Source organism: Mycobacterium sp. 852002-51971_SCH5477799-a (assembly GCF_001667145.1).
Taxonomy (GTDB): Bacteria; Actinomycetota; Actinomycetes; order Mycobacteriales; family Mycobacteriaceae; genus Mycobacterium.
The window spans coordinates 13,848-31,266 of the sequence record NZ_LZIF01000078.1 but is presented as its reverse complement, the minus strand read 5'-3'; the positions used below and the strand labels follow the sequence as shown (position 1 = coordinate 31,266).

The following is a 17,419-nucleotide window of genomic DNA, read 5'->3' as shown; positions in this document are numbered from 1 at the left end:
CGGCTACCCACCGCCCGTTGCTCCCCCGCCCGGATTCGAGCAGCCGCCCGGCTATGGCGCACCGGCCTATCCGCCGCCGCCTCCGCCCTATGTCGGGCCGCCCACTTACGGGCCGCCCGCCTACCCGGGCGGCTATTACCCGACGCCGGATTATCAGGGCGGTTACTACCCGACACCCGATTACCAGGGCGGCTATGGATCTGTCCCGCAGCAGAAAGCCGGGACGAACGCGCTGGCGATCGCCTCTCTCATCTCTTCGTTCACCGGCCTGTTGTGCTGCGTCGGGTCGATCGTGGCCATAGTGCTCGGTGCGATCGCCGTGCGACAGATCAAGCGGACCGGCCAGGACGGCTTTGGCCTGGCGGTTGCGGGCATCGTCATCGGAATCGCCATGCTGGGCGTGACTTTGGTGTTCGTGCTGTTCGCGATGCACACGCATTAGCGCAGCAGACCGGGGCGATCGCACGCGGGCCGGAGCCGGGTTGTCTGCCATCAAACCCACGGCTGCCTAGGCTCTACTTCCATGGGATCGGTCAACAGGGTGTACATCGCGCGGCTGGCGCGGATGTTGGTGTTGGGCCCGCTCGGCGAGTCCGTCGGGCGAGTGCGTGATGTCGTCATCAGCATCAGCATCGTGCGACAGCAACCGCGCGTACTCGGCCTGGTCGTCGATCTCGCGACGCGGCGCAGCATCTTCATCCCGATCTTGCGCGTTGCCGCCATCGAACCCAACGCCGTGACGCTGAGCACCGGCAACGTGTCATTGCGTCATTTCGTCCAACGACCCGGGGAGGTGCTGGCGATCGGCCAGGTGCTCGACACTGTCGTCAAAGTCAACGACCCCGAACTGCCCGAGTTGGCCGGCATCGATGTGGTGGTCACCGACCTGGGCATCGAGCAGACCCGGACGCGGGACTGGATGGTGAGCCGGGTCGCCGTGCGCAGCCAACGCCGGCTGGGGCGGCGGGGCCCAGTCCACGTCGTCGACTGGCGCAACGTGCAGGGTCTGACGCCCTCGGCCCTGGCGCTGCCCGGCCAGGGCGTGGCGCAACTGCTGGACCAGTTCGAGGGCCGCAAACCGGTCGACGTGGCCGACGCCATCCGCGGGCTGCCGCCCAAGCGCCGCTACGAGGTGCTCAAGGCGCTCAACGACGACCGGCTGGCCGACATCCTGCAGGAACTGCCCGAGGTGGATCAGGCCGACGTGCTGTCGCAGCTGGGCACCGAGCGATCCGCCGACGTGCTCGAGGAGATGGATCCCGACGACGCGGCCGACCTGCTCGGCGTGCTGAATCCGACCGACGCCGAGATGCTGCTGACCCGCATGGATCCCGGGGATTCGGCCTCGGTGCGCCGGCTGCTCACCCACTCGCCCGACACCGCGGGCGGGTTGATGACCTCGAATCCGGTGGTGCTGACCGCGGACACGGCTGTCGCCGAGGCGCTGGCCCGCGTCCGCGATCCCGACCTCAGCACCGCGCTGTCGTCCATGGTGTTCGTGGTGCGTCCGCCCACGGCCACCCCCACCGGGCGCTACCTGGGCTGTGTGACGCTACAGCGACTGCTGCGCGAGGCACCCGGCGAACTGGTCGGCGGAATCGTCGACAGCGACCTACTCACCCTGACGCCGGAAACGCCGCTGGTCTCGGTGACCCGCTACCTCGCCGCCTACAACCTGGTATGCGGGCCCGTGGTGGATGACCAGAACCATCTATTGGGGGCGGTCACCGTCGACGATCTGCTCGATCACCTGCTGCCGCACGACTGGCGGATGGACATGCAGGAACTCGACAGCGCCGGCCGGCTCGAAGGACTGGGAGGACCCGCGTGAGCAAGTCCAAGGCTCCACGGGGGCTCTACACGCCGCGGACGTCGCGCAGATACTCCCCGCGACTGGATCCCGATACCGTCGGGCAGTTCACCGAGTCGATCGCACGCTTCTTCGGCACCGGCCGGTATCTACTGCTGCAGACAATCGTGGTCTTCGTGTGGATCCTGCTGAACCTGTTCGCCGTGGGACTGCGCTGGGATCCCTATCCGTTCATCCTGCTGAACCTGGCCTTCTCCACGCAGGCCGCCTACGCGGCGCCGCTGATCCTGCTGGCCCAGAACCGGCAGGAGAATCGGGACCGCGTCGCCCTCGAAGACGACCGCCGCCGGGCGGCGCAGACCAAGGCCGACACCGAGTACTTGGCCCGCGAACTAGCCGCCGTACGGCTGGCCGTCGGGGAGGTGGTGACGCGGGAGTACCTGCGCCACGAGCTCGACGATTTGCGCGAAATACTGGCTAGATTTCAGCCGGAAACCGCAGCTGGCGACGCGATTTCAGGCGGCGACGCCCTCGAGCGAACGGCTAAGAAATCCAGGTGAGAAACCATTTCGACCATTGCGCCACTCGTGTCACAAGAGTTATGTATGGTGATCTGGTTCACCGAGCTAACAGAAAGTGGACCCAGCTCACACATCTAGGACGGTCGAGTGCGCATAGGGGGAAGCCGGGGTGAAAGCCCCGCCGCCGCGTCTGTGCGGCAGCGAGCACTTCGGAACACGCGCAAGCCGATTTTCGGCGTGGCAATGATTGCACCATTGGTCTTCGCGGGGGCGGTCAGCGCAGCGTCTCCCTCGCTCCCGGCGCGAATACCGCCGAGACATGCCGCGGTGACCCCGGTGGCCGCCGTCTCCCCGACCTTCCCCGACCTCACCGGGCCCGCCGTCGTCGCAATTGACCGCGGCCCCACCGCCTTTCACGTCGCCGAGCCCGCGTTGTCCGCTCCGCCGCCGGCGATGATCGTGAATGCGCGTGGCGCACTGGGCATTCCGAGCGTCGCGTTGGCCGCATACCGGAATGCGGAACAGAAGATGGCCGTCGCTGCGCCCGGCTGCGGCGTCAGCTGGAACCTGTTGGCCGGGATCGGACGCATCGAATCGGGTCACGCGGGCGGCGGCGCGGTCGACGCACGCGGCACCGCGATCACCCCGATTTACGGCCCGTCCCTGGACGGTTCGTTGCCCGGCAACGAGACCATCGTTCAGAGCAGCGCCGGCAATCGCCTCACCTACGCCCGCGCGATGGGGCCGATGCAGTTTCTGCCGGGGACGTGGGCGCGCTACGCCTCCGACGGCAAGGGCGACGGCGTGGCGGATCCGCAGAACATCTTCGACTCCACCCTGGCGGCCGCCCGCTACCTGTGCAGCGGCGGACTCAACCTGCGTGAGCAGTCGCAAGTCTTGGCCGCGATCCTGCGCTACAACAACTCGATGCCGTATGCGCAGAACGTGTTGGGCTGGGCGGCGGCCTACGCCACCGGCGTGGTGCCGGTCGACCTGCCGCCGATGACGGGACCGCCGCCGCCGCTGGGCGACGCGCACCTCGAGCACGCCGAAGGGCTCGGCCCCAACCTGCCGATGAACATCAACGGCCTGCCGCTCGACGACCCGCTGGCTCGCGTTCCGCTGATCGACTTGAGCAGCCCGGGGCTCCCCGGTTCCCAGCCGATGTTCCCGTGGATGACGCCCACGCCTCAGCAGGCGCCGGCCCGCGTTCCCGGCTGCACGGTGATCTGCATCGGTTCGCAGGGCACGCCGCCCGCGGGTCCGTCGCAGCCGTTGGCGCCCCCTCCGCCGTTCGCGCAACCCGCGCCGGCGCCGTTCGCGCCCCCGGCGCCGTTCGCGCCCCCGGCGCCGTTCGCCCCTCCGGCGCCGCAGCCGTTCGGCGCGCCGGCCCCGGATGCGGGTCCCCCGCCGGCGCCGCCGCCCGCGGCGCCAACGCCTCCGGCCGCCGGACCTTCGCAGGCCGCGCAGGCGCCCAAGTCCGCCGGCCCGTCGGGCGCGGCACCCGGGGTCTTCCAGCCGAAGCACCCCGGGCCGGGTCCGGCCAGCTAACCGGCCCGCGGCGAAGGGTCGCCGCCAAACCGCATCGTCGTGCACGCCTACACTCGGCGGTGATGTCCCGCCATGACTCCTCCGATTCAGCAGCCGACCTGAGCGCGGCTATCCGCACCGCCCTGGGCAAGGTGATCGACCCCGAACTGCGGCGTCCGATCACCGAACTCGGCATGGTCAAGAGCATCGACACCGAGCCCGACGGCGCGGTGCATGTCACGATCTACCTGACCACCGCCAGCTGTCCGAAGAAGACCGAGATCAGTGACCGCGTCAGCCAAGCGGTCGCCGACGTCCCGGGCACCGGCGCGGTCAAGGTCACTTTGGACGTGATGACCGACGAGCAGCGCACCGAACTGCGCAAGCAGTTGCGTGGCGATGCCCGCGAGCCGGTTATCCCGTTCGCGCAACCGAATTCGTTGACCCGGGTTTACGCCGTCGCCTCCGGGAAGGGCGGAGTCGGCAAGTCGACCGTCACGGTCAATCTGGCGGCGGCGATGGCGGCCCGCGGCCTGTCGGTCGGTGTGCTGGACGCCGATATCCACGGCCATTCGATCCCCCGGATGATGGGCACCACCGACCGGCCCACTCAGGTCGAGTCGATGATCCTGCCCCCCATCGCGCATGAGGTGCGGGTCATCTCGATCGCTCAGTTCACCGAGGGCAACACCCCGGTGGTATGGCGCGGACCGATGCTGCACCGCGCGCTGCAGCAATTCCTGGCCGACGTGTACTGGGGGGATTTGGACGTGCTGCTGCTCGACCTGCCGCCGGGGACCGGCGACATCGCCATCTCGGTGGCGCAGCTGATCCCGAACGCGGAAATCCTGGTGGTGACGACGCCGCAGCTGGCCGCGGCCGAGGTGGCCGAGCGAGCCGGCAGCATCGCGCTGCAGACCCGTCAGCGCGTCGTCGGTGTCGTGGAGAACATGTCCGGCCTCACCCTGCCCGACGGCTCCACGCTGCAGGTGTTCGGCGAGGGCGGTGGCCGGCAGGTGGCCGAGCGGCTTTCCCGGGCGGTCGGCGCCGACGTGCCACTGCTGGGGCAGATCCCGCTCGATCCCGAGCTGGTGGCCGCGGGCGACTCCGGCACACCACTGGTGCTCAGCGCACCCGATTCACCGGTCGGAAAGGCGCTTCGCGGGGTGGCCGACAGCTTGTCATCGCGCAAGCGCGGGCTCGCCGGCGTATCGCTGGGGCTCGACCCGACCCGGCGCTGATACGGCTCTGACGGCCGCGGCGCGCGGCGAAGTTCAGGTCGCGTCCGCGTCGAACGGCGTGTGACCACCGGGCTGCTGTTCGGCCGCCATCGCCTGGCCGTTCGCCGCGGCGGGTTCCGACGGCGGGGCCTGCGGCAGCGCGCCATTATTCGGTTTGTCGAAGCTGCCGGTCAGGAACGAGTCGTCGCCGTCGAGCAGGTGCTTGGTCAAAGCCGCACGCGGCGTCATGCCCCGTAGCTTCTGCAGTTCGCTGAGCGGAACGCGCAGATCGTCGAACTCCGGTCCGAGGTCCTCGCGCAACTGGTTGGTCACGCCGCTGAGGTAGTCACGCGCCTGACGCAAGGCGTTCGACGTCCACCGGATGGCGCCCGGCAGCCGCTCCGGCCCGAGGACCACCAGCCCGACCACAACGAGGACGAGCATGTGCTCCCAGCTCAGGCTGCCGAGCATCAGCTGCCGTCAGGGTCGGGTTTGACGGTCAGCGTGACGTGCCGGCCGTCGCGGACGACCTCGATCGGGGAATCCTGGCCGATGGTCAACTGCCTGACCGCGACGACGAACTCGTCGGCGTCGGCCACCTTGCGGTTACCGACCTTGACGACGACGTCGTTCTCCAAGATTCCGCCCTTTTGCGCGGGACTACCCGCCTTCACGTTGGCCACCTGGGCGCCGGAAGCGATCGCGTTGCTCACCGATCGGGTGCTGACCCCCAGCGTGGGGTGCACGATCTTGCCATCCTTGATCAGCGTCTCAGCGACCTGCTTGGCCTCGTTGATCGGGATCGCGAATCCCAGCCCACTTGCGCTGTCGGACAACGACTTACCCGCGGTGTCGATGCCGATCACCTGCGAATCCATGTCGATCAGCGGACCGCCGGAGTTTCCATGGTTGATCGACGCGTCGGTCTGCAGCGCGTCGATCACCGTGTCGGTGTCCGAGCCCTCCCCTGACAACGGCACCGGTCGGTGCAGCGCGCTGATGATGCCGTGCGTCACGGTGCTGCGCAGGCCCAGCGGCGCACCCGCGGCCAGGACCTCGTCACCCACCCGCACCTTGTCGGAATCACCGAGGCGCGCCACCGACAGATTGTCGACGTTGTCGACCTTCAGCACGGCCAGGTCGGTCTTGGGGTCGCGGCCGACCAGGTTCGCCGGCACCTCTTTGCCGTCGTTGAACACCACCGTGGTCTTGAACTGGCTGGGGTTGTTCGCCGCCTCGGAGATGACGTGGTTGTTGGTGACGATGTAGCCGCGGCCGTCGATGACCACGCCGGAGCCCTGCATGCCCTCTTGGTCACTCTTTGATTCGATGGTGACCACGGAACCCGCCGTCGCGGCGGCCACCTTGGCGAAGCGTCCGGCCGGGCCCTCGCCGCTGCCGCTCGTCGACAGTGTCACCTTGGAGGTGGTGAACGCCTCGGCGACCTCGGCCGTCTTGCGGCCGATCACACCGCCGAGCATGCCGATGACCAACGCGATCAGCAGCAAGACCAGCAGCGCGAGGTAGGACACCTTGCCGCCGAACAACACGTCGCGCACGCCCAGCTTGCCGCCGTAGCCCAGCGCGGTCCCGGACCGCGAGGGCGCGACCGCCGGGGTGCCCAACGCCGCCGCGGCTCCCGGGTCTCGCCAGGGATCGGCGAGCTCGTCGGGATTCGCACCGTCTTTCTCGGCGGCCAGCGCGTTGGCGTCCACCGGGTGACGCTGCAGCGAGTCGGGGCTGCCGTCCGGACGGTGGAACGCCTCCTGCAGGACGGGGTCGGCCGGTCGGTCGCTCGGCCGGAATTCGGCCTGGTCGCGGTACTTCTGCGGACGGACCCGTTCTGCCACGAACGACCCGCGGAGGCCGGCGGGACGACCGAACTCCCGGCTCGATGCGGGGTCGACCGGCGGACGCGAGATGGGGCGCGGCGCTAAGCGGTTGCCGCTGTCTTTTGCTTGGTCGTAGCCTTGGTCGGAGGTCACGTTATCCCTTTGGATCCTCTACTTGAGCGCTCGAGACAAGCCTTTGCCAGCGAAATGCGCGGCACCGGCGTTGTCCGTGTCCACCCTAGTATCCACTGGCGTGCCGCCGGTGGGCATGTACGCGCGGATGGGGTAGCCGTAGGGCGCTGCCGCAGATCGCTCCCGTCGGCATCGCCGCGAATCGGCACGCTATTGGCGCTTGCGCCGCTCACGGCCGTCGCGGTCCGCAAAACGGTCGGATGCTTGGGCGGATGCGTCGTCGGGCGACTCGTAGGGAATGTCGGCCAGCATGCCCAGCAGCGTGCTCGGGATGCGGATCGGGCGCGAATCGCGCAGCGCCGCACGCGCCCGGCTCTGATCGTCGACCTCGGCCGCACACTGCGCGCACAACGACAGGTGATGCGCGGCCCGCAGGTGCGCGTTCATCCGCAGCTCGCCGTCGACGAACGCCGCGATCGCTTCGACGGACAGGTGTTCGGTGGATCCGAACTGGCGCGGCGCGCCGACGGGCGCGTCGCTTTGAGAGGCGAACTGAGCGGGGAGCCAAGAGAACGCGCGGCGAAACACATGTCCTCGATCGGGCATCACCAACTCCTCGCCACTGAATTCTTATTGCCGCCTTATGTCGAATGTAGCGCGCGAGGGTGCGCAATACCGAAGCTAAGGCCGCAAAGCCGCTGAATAGCTGCCCGAACGTTAGGCGGGCGTGGGTGACTAGGCCGATCGGGCGCGCAAGGCGTCGGGAGTCGGGTGCGCGGCCAGGTAGTCCCGCAACGCCTGGCGTCCGCGGTGGATGCGGCTGCGCACGGTGCCCAGCTTGACGCCCAAGGTGGCGCCGATTTCCTCGTAGGACAGACCCTCGATGTCGCAGAGCACGACGGCGGCACGAAACTCCGGCGGCAGCGAATCCAGCGCGGCCTGCAGGTCAGGGCCCAGCCGTGAGTCGTGGTAGATCTGCTCGGGGTTGGGTTCGTCGGCGGGCACCCGTTCGTAGTCCTCGGGCAGCGCCTCCATCCGGATGCGCGAGCGCCGGCGCACCATGTCGAGGAACAGGTTGGTGGTGATGCGGTGCAACCACCCTTCGAACGTTCCCGGCTGGTAGTTCTGCACCGACCGGAAGACCCGGATGAAGGTCTCCTGGGTCAGGTCCTCAGCATCGTGCTGATTGCCGGAAAGGCGGTAGGCGAGCCGGTACACGCGGTCGGCGTGCTGGCGCACCAACTCGTCCCATGACGGCATGGCCGCCTTGTCTCCGGTCGCGTCGAAAACCGCGGTCCCCTGCGGCGCATCGGACGGCTTCACCCACTCGTCGGTGGGGAGTTCCTGCGCATGAGACATGCTGGACGGGCTGAGAAGCGTGGTGATGATCAAGTCCTCCGAATCCGGCGCGCCAATCAGCGGCACTTCGTCATTTGCGGCAACGGGTATTTCCCATTCGGTATTCCCGGCCCAACGCCCTCCGCGATGCATAGGGCTACCGTCGCGTACCGGAGTATGTGCGGTATATGAACAGTCTGAGCTCAACCTGAGAAACCGTATCGTTACGTACGCTGTGCAGGAGATATCCACCGCGGGGTGACCTTAAACGCGCCGCGACCGTTGGGCGTGTCACCCTGATCCGATTCAGGCGCGCCTGTCGGCCAGCGCGGCGAAGTGGAATACGCTGCGGGCATGGACGGCACCGACGCAGAAGCCCCCGGCCAGGCAGCCCCCAGCCGGGCCGAATCGCTCGTCGCGCACGCCGAAAGCTCGATATCGGAGGACGCGCTGTTGGCGGCCGCCCGCGAGCGGGCCGTGGACATCGGCGCGGGTGCGGTGACACCTGCGGTCGGCGCGTTGCTGAGCCTGCTCACCAAGCTGAGTGGCGGCAAGGCCATCGCGGAGGTGGGCACGGGCGCGGGCGTCAGTGGGCTGTGGCTGTTGTCCGGTATGAGCGACGACGGCGTCTTGACGACGATCGACATCGAGCCCGAATACCTGCGGCTGGCCAAGCAGGCGTTCACCGAAGCGGGCATCGGTCCGTCGCGCACCCGGTTGATCGGTGGCCGCGCCCAAGAGGTGCTCACCCGGCTCGCCGACGAGTCCTACGACCTGGTGTTCATCGATGCCGACCCGATCGATCAGCCCGACTACGTCGTCGAGGGCGTGCGGCTGCTGCGCCCGGGTGGCGTGATCGTGGTGCACCGCGCCGCGCTGGGCGGACGCGCCGGGGATCCGGCCGCCCGCGACGCCGAGGTGGTCGCGGTGCGCGAGGCGGCGCGGCTGATCGCCGAGGACGAGCGCCTCACCCCCGCTCTGGTGCCGCTCGGCGACGGGATCCTGGCCGCCGTCCGCGACTGATTCGCGACCGGGCCCAGACTCTTTGCGAACTTTTGGCCGTTGACCACCCGTTTTGGGGAGCCCGTACACCTTTACGAGATCTTGACGCGCGTCGCCCTTGACCGGCGGCTGAACGTGCGTTTAGCGTACTGAACATGCGTTCAGCCGACTTGACGGCAGCCGCCCGGATCCGGGATGCGGCCATCGCACAATTCGGCGAGCACGGGTTCGGCGTCGGGCTTCGCGCCATCGCCGAAGCGGCCGGCGTGAGCGCCGCGCTGGTCATCCACCACTTCGGCTCCAAGGACGGCCTGCGCAAGGCCTGCGAGGACTACATCGCCGAGACCATTCGCGGCACCAAGTCCGAGGCGCTGCAATCCAACGACCCGGCCACATGGTTCGCCCAGATGGCCGACATCGAGGAGTACGCGCCGCTGATGGCGTATCTGGTGCGCAGCATGCAGACCGGCGGAGAACTGGCGAACATGTTGTGGCGCAGGATGATTGACAACGCCGAGGAATACATGGAAGAGGGCGTGCGCGCCGGGACGATCAAGCCCAGCCACGACCCGAAGGCGCGGGCCAGGTACCTGGCCATCACCGGCGGCGGCGGCTTCCTTCTCTACATCCAAATGCATGAAACGCCAACGGATCTGCGTGCGGTGCTGCGCGATTACTCGCGCGACATGATATTGCCCGCACTTGAGGTCTACACCGAGGGACTGCTGACCGACCGGACCATGTACGACGCGTTCCTGGCCGCTGAGGATCAAGGAGAATCTGATGCCAAGTGACAAATCCATTCGTTCTGCGCCCATCGAGATCCGCGGTCTCACCAAACGTTTCGGCGCGGTGCGGGCGCTGGACGGCCTGGACCTCACGGTTCAGGAGGGCGAAGTCCACGGGTTCCTCGGCCCCAACGGAGCCGGGAAGTCGACGACTATCCGCATCCTGCTCGGCTTGGCGAAGGCCGACGGCGGCAGCGTGCGGCTGCTCGGCGGTGACCCATGGACCCAGGCCGTCGCGCTGCACCGCCACATCGCCTACGTGCCAGGCGACGTGACCCTGTGGCCGTCGCTGACCGGCGGTGAGACCATCGACCTGTTGGCGCGCATGCGAGGTGGCATCGACAAGAAGCGCCGCGCCGAGCTGATCGAGCGCTTCGACCTGGACCCGCACAAGAAAGCCCGCACGTATTCCAAGGGCAACCGCCAGAAGGTCTCGCTAATCTCTGCATTCTCATCCCAGGCCGGGCTGCTGCTCCTGGATGAGCCGAGCAGTGGGCTGGACCCTTTGATGGAGAACGTGTTTCAGCAGTGCGTGGCCCAGGCCCGCGACCGTGGCGCGACGGTGTTGTTGTCCAGCCACATCCTGGCCGAGACGGAAGCGTTGTGCGAACGGGTGACGATCATCCGCGCCGGCAAGACCATCGAAAGCGGTTCGCTGAATTCCATGCGGCACCTGAGTCGCACGTCGATCAAGGCCGAAATGACCGGGGATCCAGGCGATCTCAGGAGGATCAAAGGCGTCGAGGACGTCAGCGTCGAGGGCAACACGTTGCGAGCGCAAGTCGACAGCGAAAGCCTGGGCGAGCTTATCCGCGTGCTCGGCGATGCCGGGGTGCGCAGCCTGGTCAGCCAGCCGCCGACCCTCGAAGAGCTTTTCTTGCGCCACTACGACACGTCGGATGGCGACGGCCGGCACGACGAGGCAAAGGTGTCGCTGTCATGAGCACCACCACGTTGGACCGGCCGTTCGCGTCGGCATCGTCTGCGCCGCTTGATGGTTCAAGCTTCTCCGGAACGCTCGCCATGCTGCGGCTCTACCTGCGGCGCGACCGCATCTCGATGCCGCTATGGGTGCTGTTGCTGTCGGTGCCGTTGGCCACGGTGTACGTCGGCAGCATCGCAAAAATCTACCCCTCCGCTTCCGCCCGCGCCGGCTTCCAGGCCTCGATCATGGCCAGCCCAGCCCAGCGTGCCCTCTACGGCCAGATCTACAACGACAGCCTTGGCGCCGTGGGCATTTGGAAGGCGGGAATGTTCCACACGCTGATCGCGGTGGCCGTCATCCTGACGGTGATCCGGCACACCCGCGCCGACGAGGAGAACGGGCGGACCGAGTTGGTGGAATCGACCGCCATCGGCCGCTACGCCGCCCTGAGCGCGGCGCTGCTGCTGTCGTTCGGCGCATCGATTGCCACCGGCGCGATCGGTGCTGCCGGCCTGTTGAGCACCGACGTCCCGGCCACCGGGTCGCTGGCGTTCGGGGCGGCGCTGGCCTGCTCCGGGCTGGTGTTCACCGCCGTCGCGGCGGTGACCGCGCAGCTATCGCCGAGCGCCCGGTTCGCCCGCGGTGCGGCCTTCGCCGTGCTGGGCGCCGCGTTCACCCTGCGTGCCGTTGGTGACGCCGGCAACGGCACGCTGTCGTGGCTGTCTCCGCTCGGGTGGTCGCTTCAGGTGAAACCGTATGCGGGCGATCGCTGGTGGGTGCTGTTGCTGCACCTGGTGACGACGGCCGCGTTGACCGCCCTGGCGTATCGGCTGTTGGCGGGCCGCGACGTCGGCGCCGGGCTCATCGCGGAACGCCCCGGCCCCGCCGCCGCAGCGCCCGCGCTGGGCAACGTCTTCGGACTGGCGTGGCGGCTCGACCGCGCCGCGCTGCTGCTGTGGACCGTGGGACTGTGCCTGTATGGCCTACTGATCGGCAGCGTGGTGCACGGCATCGGCGACGAGCTGGGTGACAGTGGCGAGGCACGCGACATCGTCGCACGGATGGGCGGCACCAGCGCGCTCGAGGAGGCGTTCATCGCGGTCGCGTTCGCGATGATGGGCATGGTCGCCGCCGCGTTCGCCGTCTCGCTCACACTGCGGTTGCACCAGGAAGAGTCGAGCCAGCGAGCCGAAACGGTGTTGGCCGGTGCGGTGTCGAGAACCCGTTGGCTGGCAAGCCATTTGGTGATCGCGCTAGCCGGCTCGGCGGCGGCGATACTGGCCAGCGGAATCACCGCCGGCGTTGTTTATGGCCTCGCGGTCGGCGATGTCGGCGCCAAACTGCCCACGGTCGTCGCAAGCGCGGCCGTCCAGGTGCCCGCGGTGTGGCTTTTGTCGGCCGTGACCGTCTGCGTGTTCGGCATTGCGCCGCGCCTGACTCCGGTGGCCTGGGGTGTGTTGATCGGCTTCGTCTCGCTCTACCTGATCGGATCGTTGGCCGGGTTCTCGCAGTGGTTGCTCGACGCGGAACCCTTCGCACACATCCCGCGGATCGGCGCCGACTTCACCGTCGTACCGCTGCTATGGCTATCAGCCATCGACATAGGGCTGATGGCTCTGGGGGCCATGGCTTTTCGGCACCGCGATCTACGCTGCTAGGAGGATCATGAACACTGGAATCCGGGTAACGGCGTCATCCGTATTGGGCATTCTCTCGTTGGCCGTGATCCTGCTGCTGCCGGCGGGCACGCTGCACTACTGGCAGGCATGGCTCTTTGTCGCCGTGTTCACGGCGGCGACCCTCGTCCCCACCGTCTACCTGGCCCGGACCAATCCCGCGGCCCTGCAGCGCCGCATGCGTGCGGGCCCGCGGGCGGAACCCCGCAAGGCGCAGAAATTCATCATCACCGGCTCGTTTCTTGGCCTTTTCGCGACGATGGTGTTCAGCGCGCTCGATCATCGGTTCGGCTGGTCGTCGGTGCCTGCCCTGGTGTCGGTGTTCGGCGATGTGCTGGTGGCGACGGGTCTCGGCATCGCCATGCTGGTGATCGCCCAAAACAGCTATGCCGCAGCCACTGTCACGGTGGAAACCGGCCAGACGGTCGCTTCCCACGGCCTCTATAAATTCGTGCGCCACCCGATGTACGTCGGAAATGTGATCATGATGACCGGTATCCCCTTGGCGCTCGGCTCTTACTGGGGTTTGCTCTTCGTCCCGCCGGGCGCCCTGGTGCTCGCGCTGCGCATCCTCGACGAAGAGAAGCTGCTCGTCCGGGAACTACCCGGATACCGCGAATACGCGCGGCGCGTGCGCTACCGGCTGGTGCCCTACCTCTGGTAGCTGTCGCCGAGAAACCCACTCGTGGGCCAGTTTTCGGCATACTACGAACGCTCGTCGCGCGGCCGAGCCACCTTGCACTGGGGTCCGCGGCGCGTGGCCCGCCTGATGATTGCGGAGGTCCCGGGCTAGATCCAGACGCCTTTGCCCACCGCGACCACACCGCCGGCGCTGATCGCGAAGCGCTCCCGGTCCCTTTCCAGATCCACACCCACCATCTCGCCCGGCCCCACGACGACGTTCTTGTCCAGGATCGCGTGGCGCACCACCGCGCCGCGGCCGACCCGGGCGCCGGGCATGATCACGCTGCCCTCCACGATCGCGCCGTCGTCGACCACCACGTTGGACGAGAGCACCGAGTTGCGCACCGAGGCCGCCGAGATGATGCTGCCCGCACCCACCACCGACTCCTGCGCGGAACCGCCGTTGACGAACTTGGCCGGCGCCAGGTTCTCCGACTCACCGCGGATCGGCCAGCGCTTGTTGTACAGGTTGAACACCGGATGCACCGACACCAGGTCCATGTGGGCGTCGTAGAACGCGTCCAGAGTTCCGACGTCGCGCCAGTAGGCCCGGTCGCGGTCGGTGGCGCCGGGCACCTCGTTGTCGTTGAAGTCGTACACCGCGGCCATCCCGTCGTCGACCAGCCGCGGGATGATGTCGCCGCCCATGTCGTGGTCGGAATGGTCGTCATCTGCGTCCGCACGGATCGCGTCGATGAGCACCTTGGTGGTGAAGATGTAATTGCCCATCGACACGAACGTCTGCTCGGGGTCGTCCGGGGTGCCCGGCGGATCCAGCGGCTTCTCGATGAAGTTGCGGATGCGTCCCGACTCGTCGGAGTCGATGCAGCCGAACGCGGTCGCCTCGCTGCGCGGTACCCGGATGCCGGCCACCGTGGCGCCGGCTCCGCTGTCGATGTGAAACCGGACCATCTGCTCGGGGTCCATCCGGTACACGTGGTCGGCACCGAAAACCACGATGTAGTCGGGGTCTTCGTCATAGATCAGATTGAGCGATTGGTAGATCGCATCGGCCGAGCCGGTGTACCAGCGCGGCCCGAGCCGCTGCTGCGCGGGCACGGGAGTGATGTACTCCCCGGCCAAACCGGACAACCGCCAGTTCTGCGAGATGTGTCGGTCCAGTGAATGCGACTTGTACTGGGTGAGAACGCAGATGCGCAGATACCGGGCATTGACGAGGTTGGACAGGACGAAGTCGATCAGTCGGTAGGCGCCCCCGAAGGGAACTGCGGGCTTGGCGCGGTCCGCCGTCAGCGGGTACAGCCGCTTGCCCTCACCGCCGGCCAGGACGATGCCCAGCACGTGTGGCGCTTCCCTCATGGTTTCAAACCTATCGGCCGTTACGAAGGGCTGCCAGGGGCATGGGGTGATTAGCGACGTTCTGTGGGGCTGTCCGTCAAGGTATTTGGCTGCGCACGCCGCGAAGACCGCCCGCTCGTTGTGGCCAACCCGACTCGCGTCGGCCCTCGTCCGCGAACTAGCGTGCGGGTATGCGGGTGGCGATGATGACGCGGGAGTACCCGCCGGAGGTCTACGGCGGAGCGGGAGTTCACGTCACCGAACTCGTCGCCCAGCTGCGCCGGCTGTGCACGGTCGACGTGCATTGCATGGGAGCACCGCGTCCGGGCGTGCACGTGCACGAGCCCGACCCGCGGCTTCGCGGCGCCAACCAGGCGGTGTCGACCCTGTCGGCCGACCTGATGATGGCCGATGCGGCGTCGGGGGCCAGCGTGGTGCATTCGCACACCTGGTACACGGGCATGGCCGGGCATCTGGCCTCCCTGCTCTACGGCGTCCCGCACGTCTTGACTGCGCATTCGCTCGAACCGCTGCGCCCGTGGAAGGCCGAGCAACTCGGTGGGGGTTACCGGATCTCGAGCTGGGTCGAGCAAACCGCGGTGCTGGCCGCCGACGCCGTCATCGCGGTCAGCACCGCGATGCGCGAGGACATCCTGCGTGTCTATCCGACACTGGATCCCAGCGCCGTGCACGTCATCCGCAACGGCGTCGACACCGACATCTGGTACCCGACCGGGCCGGTGCGAACCGGATCGATGCTGACAGAATTGGGCGTCGATCCGGCCCGGCCCCTCGTGGTGTTCGTGGGCAGGATCACCCGGCAGAAGGGGCTCGCGCACCTGGTGGCGGCCGCTCACCGGTTCAGCCCGGAGGCGCAGGTGGTGTTGTGCGCCGGCGCTCCCGATACCCCGGAGATCGCCGACGAGATTCGCGACGCCGTGGCCGCCCTGGCCGCCAGCCGGACCGGGGTGTTCTGGATCCGGGAGATGCTGCCCATCGGGGATCTGCGCGAAATCCTCTCGGCGGCATCGGTTTTCGTGTGCCCTTCGGTTTACGAGCCGTTGGGCATTGTGAATCTGGAGGCGATGGCCTGCTCGACGGCGGTGGTGGCCTCCGATGTCGGCGGCATCCCGGAGGTGGTCGCCGACGGAGTGACCGGGACGCTGGTGCATTACGGCCCCGACGACGCGCGGGGCTATCAGACCGGATTGGCCGATGCGGTCAACGAGTTGATCGCCGACCGCGGGAAAGCGCAACGCTACGGCAAGGCGGGACGCCAACGCTGCGTCGAGGAGTTCTCCTGGGCCCGCGTCGCCGAGCAGACTCTGGAGATCTATCGGAAGGTGTGTGCATAGCGCCGCCGATTTTCGTTCGGCGGCAGGCCTAGGTGGAGCTTGTGACGCCCTTGAGCTCGTCACCGAGGGCGGCGGCTTCGTCGGGCGTCAGCTCGACGACAAGTCGACCGCCTCCCTCAAGTGGTACTCGCATCACGATGCCGCGCCCCTCCTTGGTTGCTTCCAGAGGACCGTCTCCGGTCCGGGGCTTCATCGCCGCCATCGAGTGCTCCCTCCGGGTTCGAGCTGGCCCGCCCGTGCGGACCTGGTCGGCGCCGAACATGCCCCGCCAGCGAACTTCAAGCCATGCCCGGCATCGAACTGCCTTATCACCCCCCCATTGTTCCCTATCCAGGTCGCCACTTGAACAAAGACCCATATCTGTGTGCTCAGCGGGCGGTGGCCGGCACCCAGCAATCGCGAATGTGGTCGTCGACCATCCCGGTCGCCTGCATCAGCGCATAGGCGGTGGTCGGCCCGACGAACCGGAACCCGCGCCGCTTGAGTTCACGGGCCATGGCCTTCGATTCGTCAGTCGCCGAGGGAATTTCGGATGGGTCGACCGGGCGTGACCGCGGCGACGGCGCGAACGACCACAGCAGGTCCGCCAGGTCTGCCGGACTCCCCAGTTCAGCGGCGGCGCGCGCGTTGGCGATCGTTGACTCGATCTTGGCGCGGTTGCGGACGATTCCCTGGTCCGCCATCAGCCGCTGCACGTCAGTGTCGGTGTACTCAGCGACCTTGGCGACGTCGAAGTGGGCGAACGCGCGCCGGAAACTCTCCCTTTTTCGCAGGATGATCAGCCAGGACAGGCCGCTTTGAAACGCCTCCAGGCTCATCCGCTCGAACAACGCGACCCCGTCGCGCACCGGCTGGCCCCATTCGCGGTCGTGGTAGTCGCGATAGAGCTCGAAATCGGGTCCGGGTCGCGCGGTCGCCCAACTGCAGCGAACCAGCTCGTCTTCGTTCACACTGAGTCCTGACGATCCTCACCGTCGTCTGGTTCCCCCGAATCACCCTCGGTCTCCTGCCCGGCCGGGACGGCGTGCACCGCGGCGAGTTGCCCGCGCAGCGCCTCGAGCTCACGCGCGAGCCGATCCAGCACCCAGTCCACTTCGCTGGTCTTGTAACCGCGGAGGACCTGGGTGAACTTGACGGCGTCGACGTCGGAGCCGGTCACTCCGAACGCGGGCAGCACGGTGGCCGTCGTGCCCCGCGGCAGGGGCGGCAGCTGCTCGCCGCGACCGAACAACAGGCTGGCCGCGCCGAACAGGACGATCGCCACCAGCACCAGGACCACCAGGTACAGCAACACCAACGCCACGTGA

Annotated in this window: 19 protein-coding genes; 11 read left to right on the top strand and 8 right to left on the bottom strand. The window is 67.8% G+C overall.

Annotation, left to right across the window (positions count from 1 at the left end; all coding sequences use genetic code 11):
- From A5753_RS09260 to A5753_RS09240, 5 genes are all read left to right on the top strand, one after another.
- Positions 1–442, top strand: a 442-nt coding sequence (locus A5753_RS09260) for a DUF4190 domain-containing protein (RefSeq protein ID WP_067126114.1), incomplete at its 5' end; no start/stop codon positions are given.
- An 81-nt stretch (positions 443–523) separates the two neighbouring features.
- Positions 524–1,831: a magnesium transporter MgtE N-terminal domain-containing protein gene (locus tag A5753_RS09255; protein ID WP_067126113.1), complete on the top strand. Its 1,308-nt coding sequence runs from the start codon at positions 524–526 to the stop codon at positions 1,829–1,831.
- Entirely contained in the window at positions 1,828–2,370 is a 543-nt protein-coding gene (locus A5753_RS09250) for a DUF1003 domain-containing protein (RefSeq protein WP_067126112.1), read from the top strand. Before A5753_RS09255 ends, A5753_RS09250 begins: the two co-directional genes overlap by 4 nt.
- Positions 2,371–2,478: 108 nt before the next feature.
- Entirely contained in the window at positions 2,479–3,882 is a 1,404-nt protein-coding gene (locus tag A5753_RS09245) for a lytic transglycosylase domain-containing protein (protein WP_197694645.1), read from the top strand.
- Positions 3,883–3,944: 62 nt separating this feature from the next.
- Entirely contained in the window at positions 3,945–5,102 is a 1,158-nt protein-coding gene (locus A5753_RS09240) for an Mrp/NBP35 family ATP-binding protein (RefSeq protein WP_156656034.1), read from the top strand.
- A gap of 33 nt (positions 5,103–5,135) precedes the next feature.
- Here the strand turns inward: A5753_RS09240 and tatB are convergent, their stop codons facing one another.
- The 4 genes from tatB to sigE all read right to left on the bottom strand — a co-directional run bounded on the left by tatB (position 5,136) and on the right by sigE (position 8,536).
- Positions 5,136–5,552, bottom strand: coding sequence for a Sec-independent protein translocase protein TatB (tatB, locus tag A5753_RS09235; RefSeq protein WP_067126107.1), 417 nt, complete (start codon positions 5,550–5,552; stop codon positions 5,136–5,138).
- Positions 5,552–7,066, bottom strand: coding sequence for a S1C family serine protease (locus A5753_RS09230; protein WP_067126105.1), 1,515 nt, complete (start codon positions 7,064–7,066; stop codon positions 5,552–5,554). The genes tatB and A5753_RS09230 overlap by 1 nt, the downstream gene beginning before the upstream one ends.
- A 189-nt stretch (positions 7,067–7,255) precedes the next feature.
- Positions 7,256–7,651 carry an anti-sigma E factor RseA gene (gene rseA / locus A5753_RS09225; protein ID WP_067126123.1) on the bottom strand — a complete coding sequence of 132 codons (396 nt, stop codon included), beginning with the start codon at positions 7,649–7,651 and terminating at the stop codon, positions 7,256–7,258.
- Positions 7,652–7,780: 129 nt separating this feature from the next.
- Complete coding sequence (gene sigE, locus A5753_RS09220; RefSeq protein ID WP_067126102.1) at positions 7,781–8,536, bottom strand: RNA polymerase sigma factor SigE; 756 nt, start codon at positions 8,534–8,536, stop codon at positions 7,781–7,783.
- A 201-nt stretch (positions 8,537–8,737) separates the two neighbouring features.
- On the opposite strand from sigE, the gene A5753_RS09215 reads away from it, so the two are divergent.
- From A5753_RS09215 to A5753_RS09195, 5 genes are all read left to right on the top strand, one after another.
- Positions 8,738–9,406, top strand: a complete 669-nt coding sequence (locus tag A5753_RS09215; RefSeq protein ID WP_067126098.1) for an O-methyltransferase — start codon at positions 8,738–8,740, stop codon at positions 9,404–9,406.
- 134 nt (positions 9,407–9,540) lie between these two features.
- Positions 9,541–10,179, top strand: coding sequence for a TetR/AcrR family transcriptional regulator (locus tag A5753_RS09210; protein ID WP_067126096.1), 639 nt, complete (start codon positions 9,541–9,543; stop codon positions 10,177–10,179).
- Positions 10,169–11,116 carry an ABC transporter ATP-binding protein gene (locus A5753_RS09205; RefSeq protein ID WP_067126094.1) on the top strand — a complete coding sequence of 316 codons (948 nt, stop codon included), beginning with the start codon at positions 10,169–10,171 and terminating at the stop codon, positions 11,114–11,116. The genes A5753_RS09210 and A5753_RS09205 overlap by 11 nt, the downstream gene beginning before the upstream one ends.
- Positions 11,113–12,756, top strand: a complete 1,644-nt coding sequence (locus tag A5753_RS09200) for an ABC transporter permease (protein WP_156656033.1) — start codon at positions 11,113–11,115, stop codon at positions 12,754–12,756. Before A5753_RS09205 ends, A5753_RS09200 begins: the two co-directional genes overlap by 4 nt.
- 7 nt (positions 12,757–12,763) lie before the next feature.
- Complete coding sequence (locus tag A5753_RS09195) at positions 12,764–13,438, top strand: isoprenylcysteine carboxylmethyltransferase family protein (protein WP_067126092.1); 675 nt, start codon at positions 12,764–12,766, stop codon at positions 13,436–13,438.
- Positions 13,439–13,563: 125 nt separating this feature from the next.
- Here A5753_RS09195 and glgC read toward each other — a convergent pair whose 3' ends face one another.
- The gene (gene glgC / locus A5753_RS09190) at positions 13,564–14,778 is read right to left on the bottom strand and encodes a glucose-1-phosphate adenylyltransferase (protein WP_067126089.1); all 1,215 of its coding nucleotides are present in this window, start codon (positions 14,776–14,778) and stop codon (positions 13,564–13,566) included.
- Positions 14,779–14,948: 170 nt separating this feature from the next.
- Between glgC and glgA the strand changes: the two genes are divergently transcribed.
- Positions 14,949–16,112, top strand: coding sequence for a glycogen synthase (gene glgA, locus A5753_RS09185; RefSeq protein WP_067126086.1), 1,164 nt, complete (start codon positions 14,949–14,951; stop codon positions 16,110–16,112).
- A 28-nt stretch (positions 16,113–16,140) separates the two neighbouring features.
- On the opposite strand, the gene A5753_RS09180 is transcribed toward glgA, so the two are convergent.
- From A5753_RS09180 to A5753_RS09170, 3 genes are all read right to left on the bottom strand, one after another.
- Entirely contained in the window at positions 16,141–16,314 is a 174-nt protein-coding gene (locus tag A5753_RS09180; protein WP_066995255.1) for a DUF3117 domain-containing protein, read from the bottom strand.
- Positions 16,315–16,480: 166 nt separating this feature from the next.
- Complete coding sequence (locus A5753_RS09175) at positions 16,481–17,062, bottom strand: DNA-3-methyladenine glycosylase I (RefSeq protein ID WP_067126083.1); 582 nt, start codon at positions 17,060–17,062, stop codon at positions 16,481–16,483.
- Complete coding sequence (locus A5753_RS09170) at positions 17,059–17,415, bottom strand: DivIVA domain-containing protein (protein WP_067126079.1); 357 nt, start codon at positions 17,413–17,415, stop codon at positions 17,059–17,061. The genes A5753_RS09175 and A5753_RS09170 overlap by 4 nt, the downstream gene beginning before the upstream one ends.
- Positions 17,416–17,419 lie beyond the last annotated feature (4 nt).

What these genes read in the sequence shown, in the direction of transcription:
- A5753_RS09255 (WP_067126113.1), top strand. Translation starts at nt 524, where the DNA reads ATGGGATCGGTCAACAGGGTGTACATCGCGCGGCTGGCGCGGATGTTG.
- A5753_RS09240 (WP_156656034.1), top strand. Translation starts at nt 3,945, where the DNA reads ATGTCCCGCCATGACTCCTCCGATTCAGCAGCCGACCTGAGCGCGGCT.
- tatB (WP_067126107.1), bottom strand. Translation starts at nt 5,552, where the DNA reads ATGCTCGGCAGCCTGAGCTGGGAGCACATGCTCGTCCTCGTTGTGGTC.
- rseA (WP_067126123.1), bottom strand. Translation starts at nt 7,651, where the DNA reads ATGCCCGATCGAGGACATGTGTTTCGCCGCGCGTTCTCTTGGCTCCCC.
- sigE (WP_067126102.1), bottom strand. Translation starts at nt 8,536, where the DNA reads ATGCATCGCGGAGGGCGTTGGGCCGGGAATACCGAATGGGAAATACCC.
- A5753_RS09215 (WP_067126098.1), top strand. Translation starts at nt 8,738, where the DNA reads ATGGACGGCACCGACGCAGAAGCCCCCGGCCAGGCAGCCCCCAGCCGG.
- A5753_RS09210 (WP_067126096.1), top strand. Translation starts at nt 9,541, where the DNA reads ATGCGTTCAGCCGACTTGACGGCAGCCGCCCGGATCCGGGATGCGGCC.
- A5753_RS09205 (WP_067126094.1), top strand. Translation starts at nt 10,169, where the DNA reads ATGCCAAGTGACAAATCCATTCGTTCTGCGCCCATCGAGATCCGCGGT.
- A5753_RS09200 (WP_156656033.1), top strand. Translation starts at nt 11,113, where the DNA reads ATGAGCACCACCACGTTGGACCGGCCGTTCGCGTCGGCATCGTCTGCG.
- A5753_RS09195 (WP_067126092.1), top strand. Translation starts at nt 12,764, where the DNA reads ATGAACACTGGAATCCGGGTAACGGCGTCATCCGTATTGGGCATTCTC.
- glgC (WP_067126089.1), bottom strand. Translation starts at nt 14,778, where the DNA reads ATGAGGGAAGCGCCACACGTGCTGGGCATCGTCCTGGCCGGCGGTGAG.
- glgA (WP_067126086.1), top strand. Translation starts at nt 14,949, where the DNA reads ATGCGGGTGGCGATGATGACGCGGGAGTACCCGCCGGAGGTCTACGGC.
- A5753_RS09180 (WP_066995255.1), bottom strand. Translation starts at nt 16,314, where the DNA reads ATGGCGGCGATGAAGCCCCGGACCGGAGACGGTCCTCTGGAAGCAACC.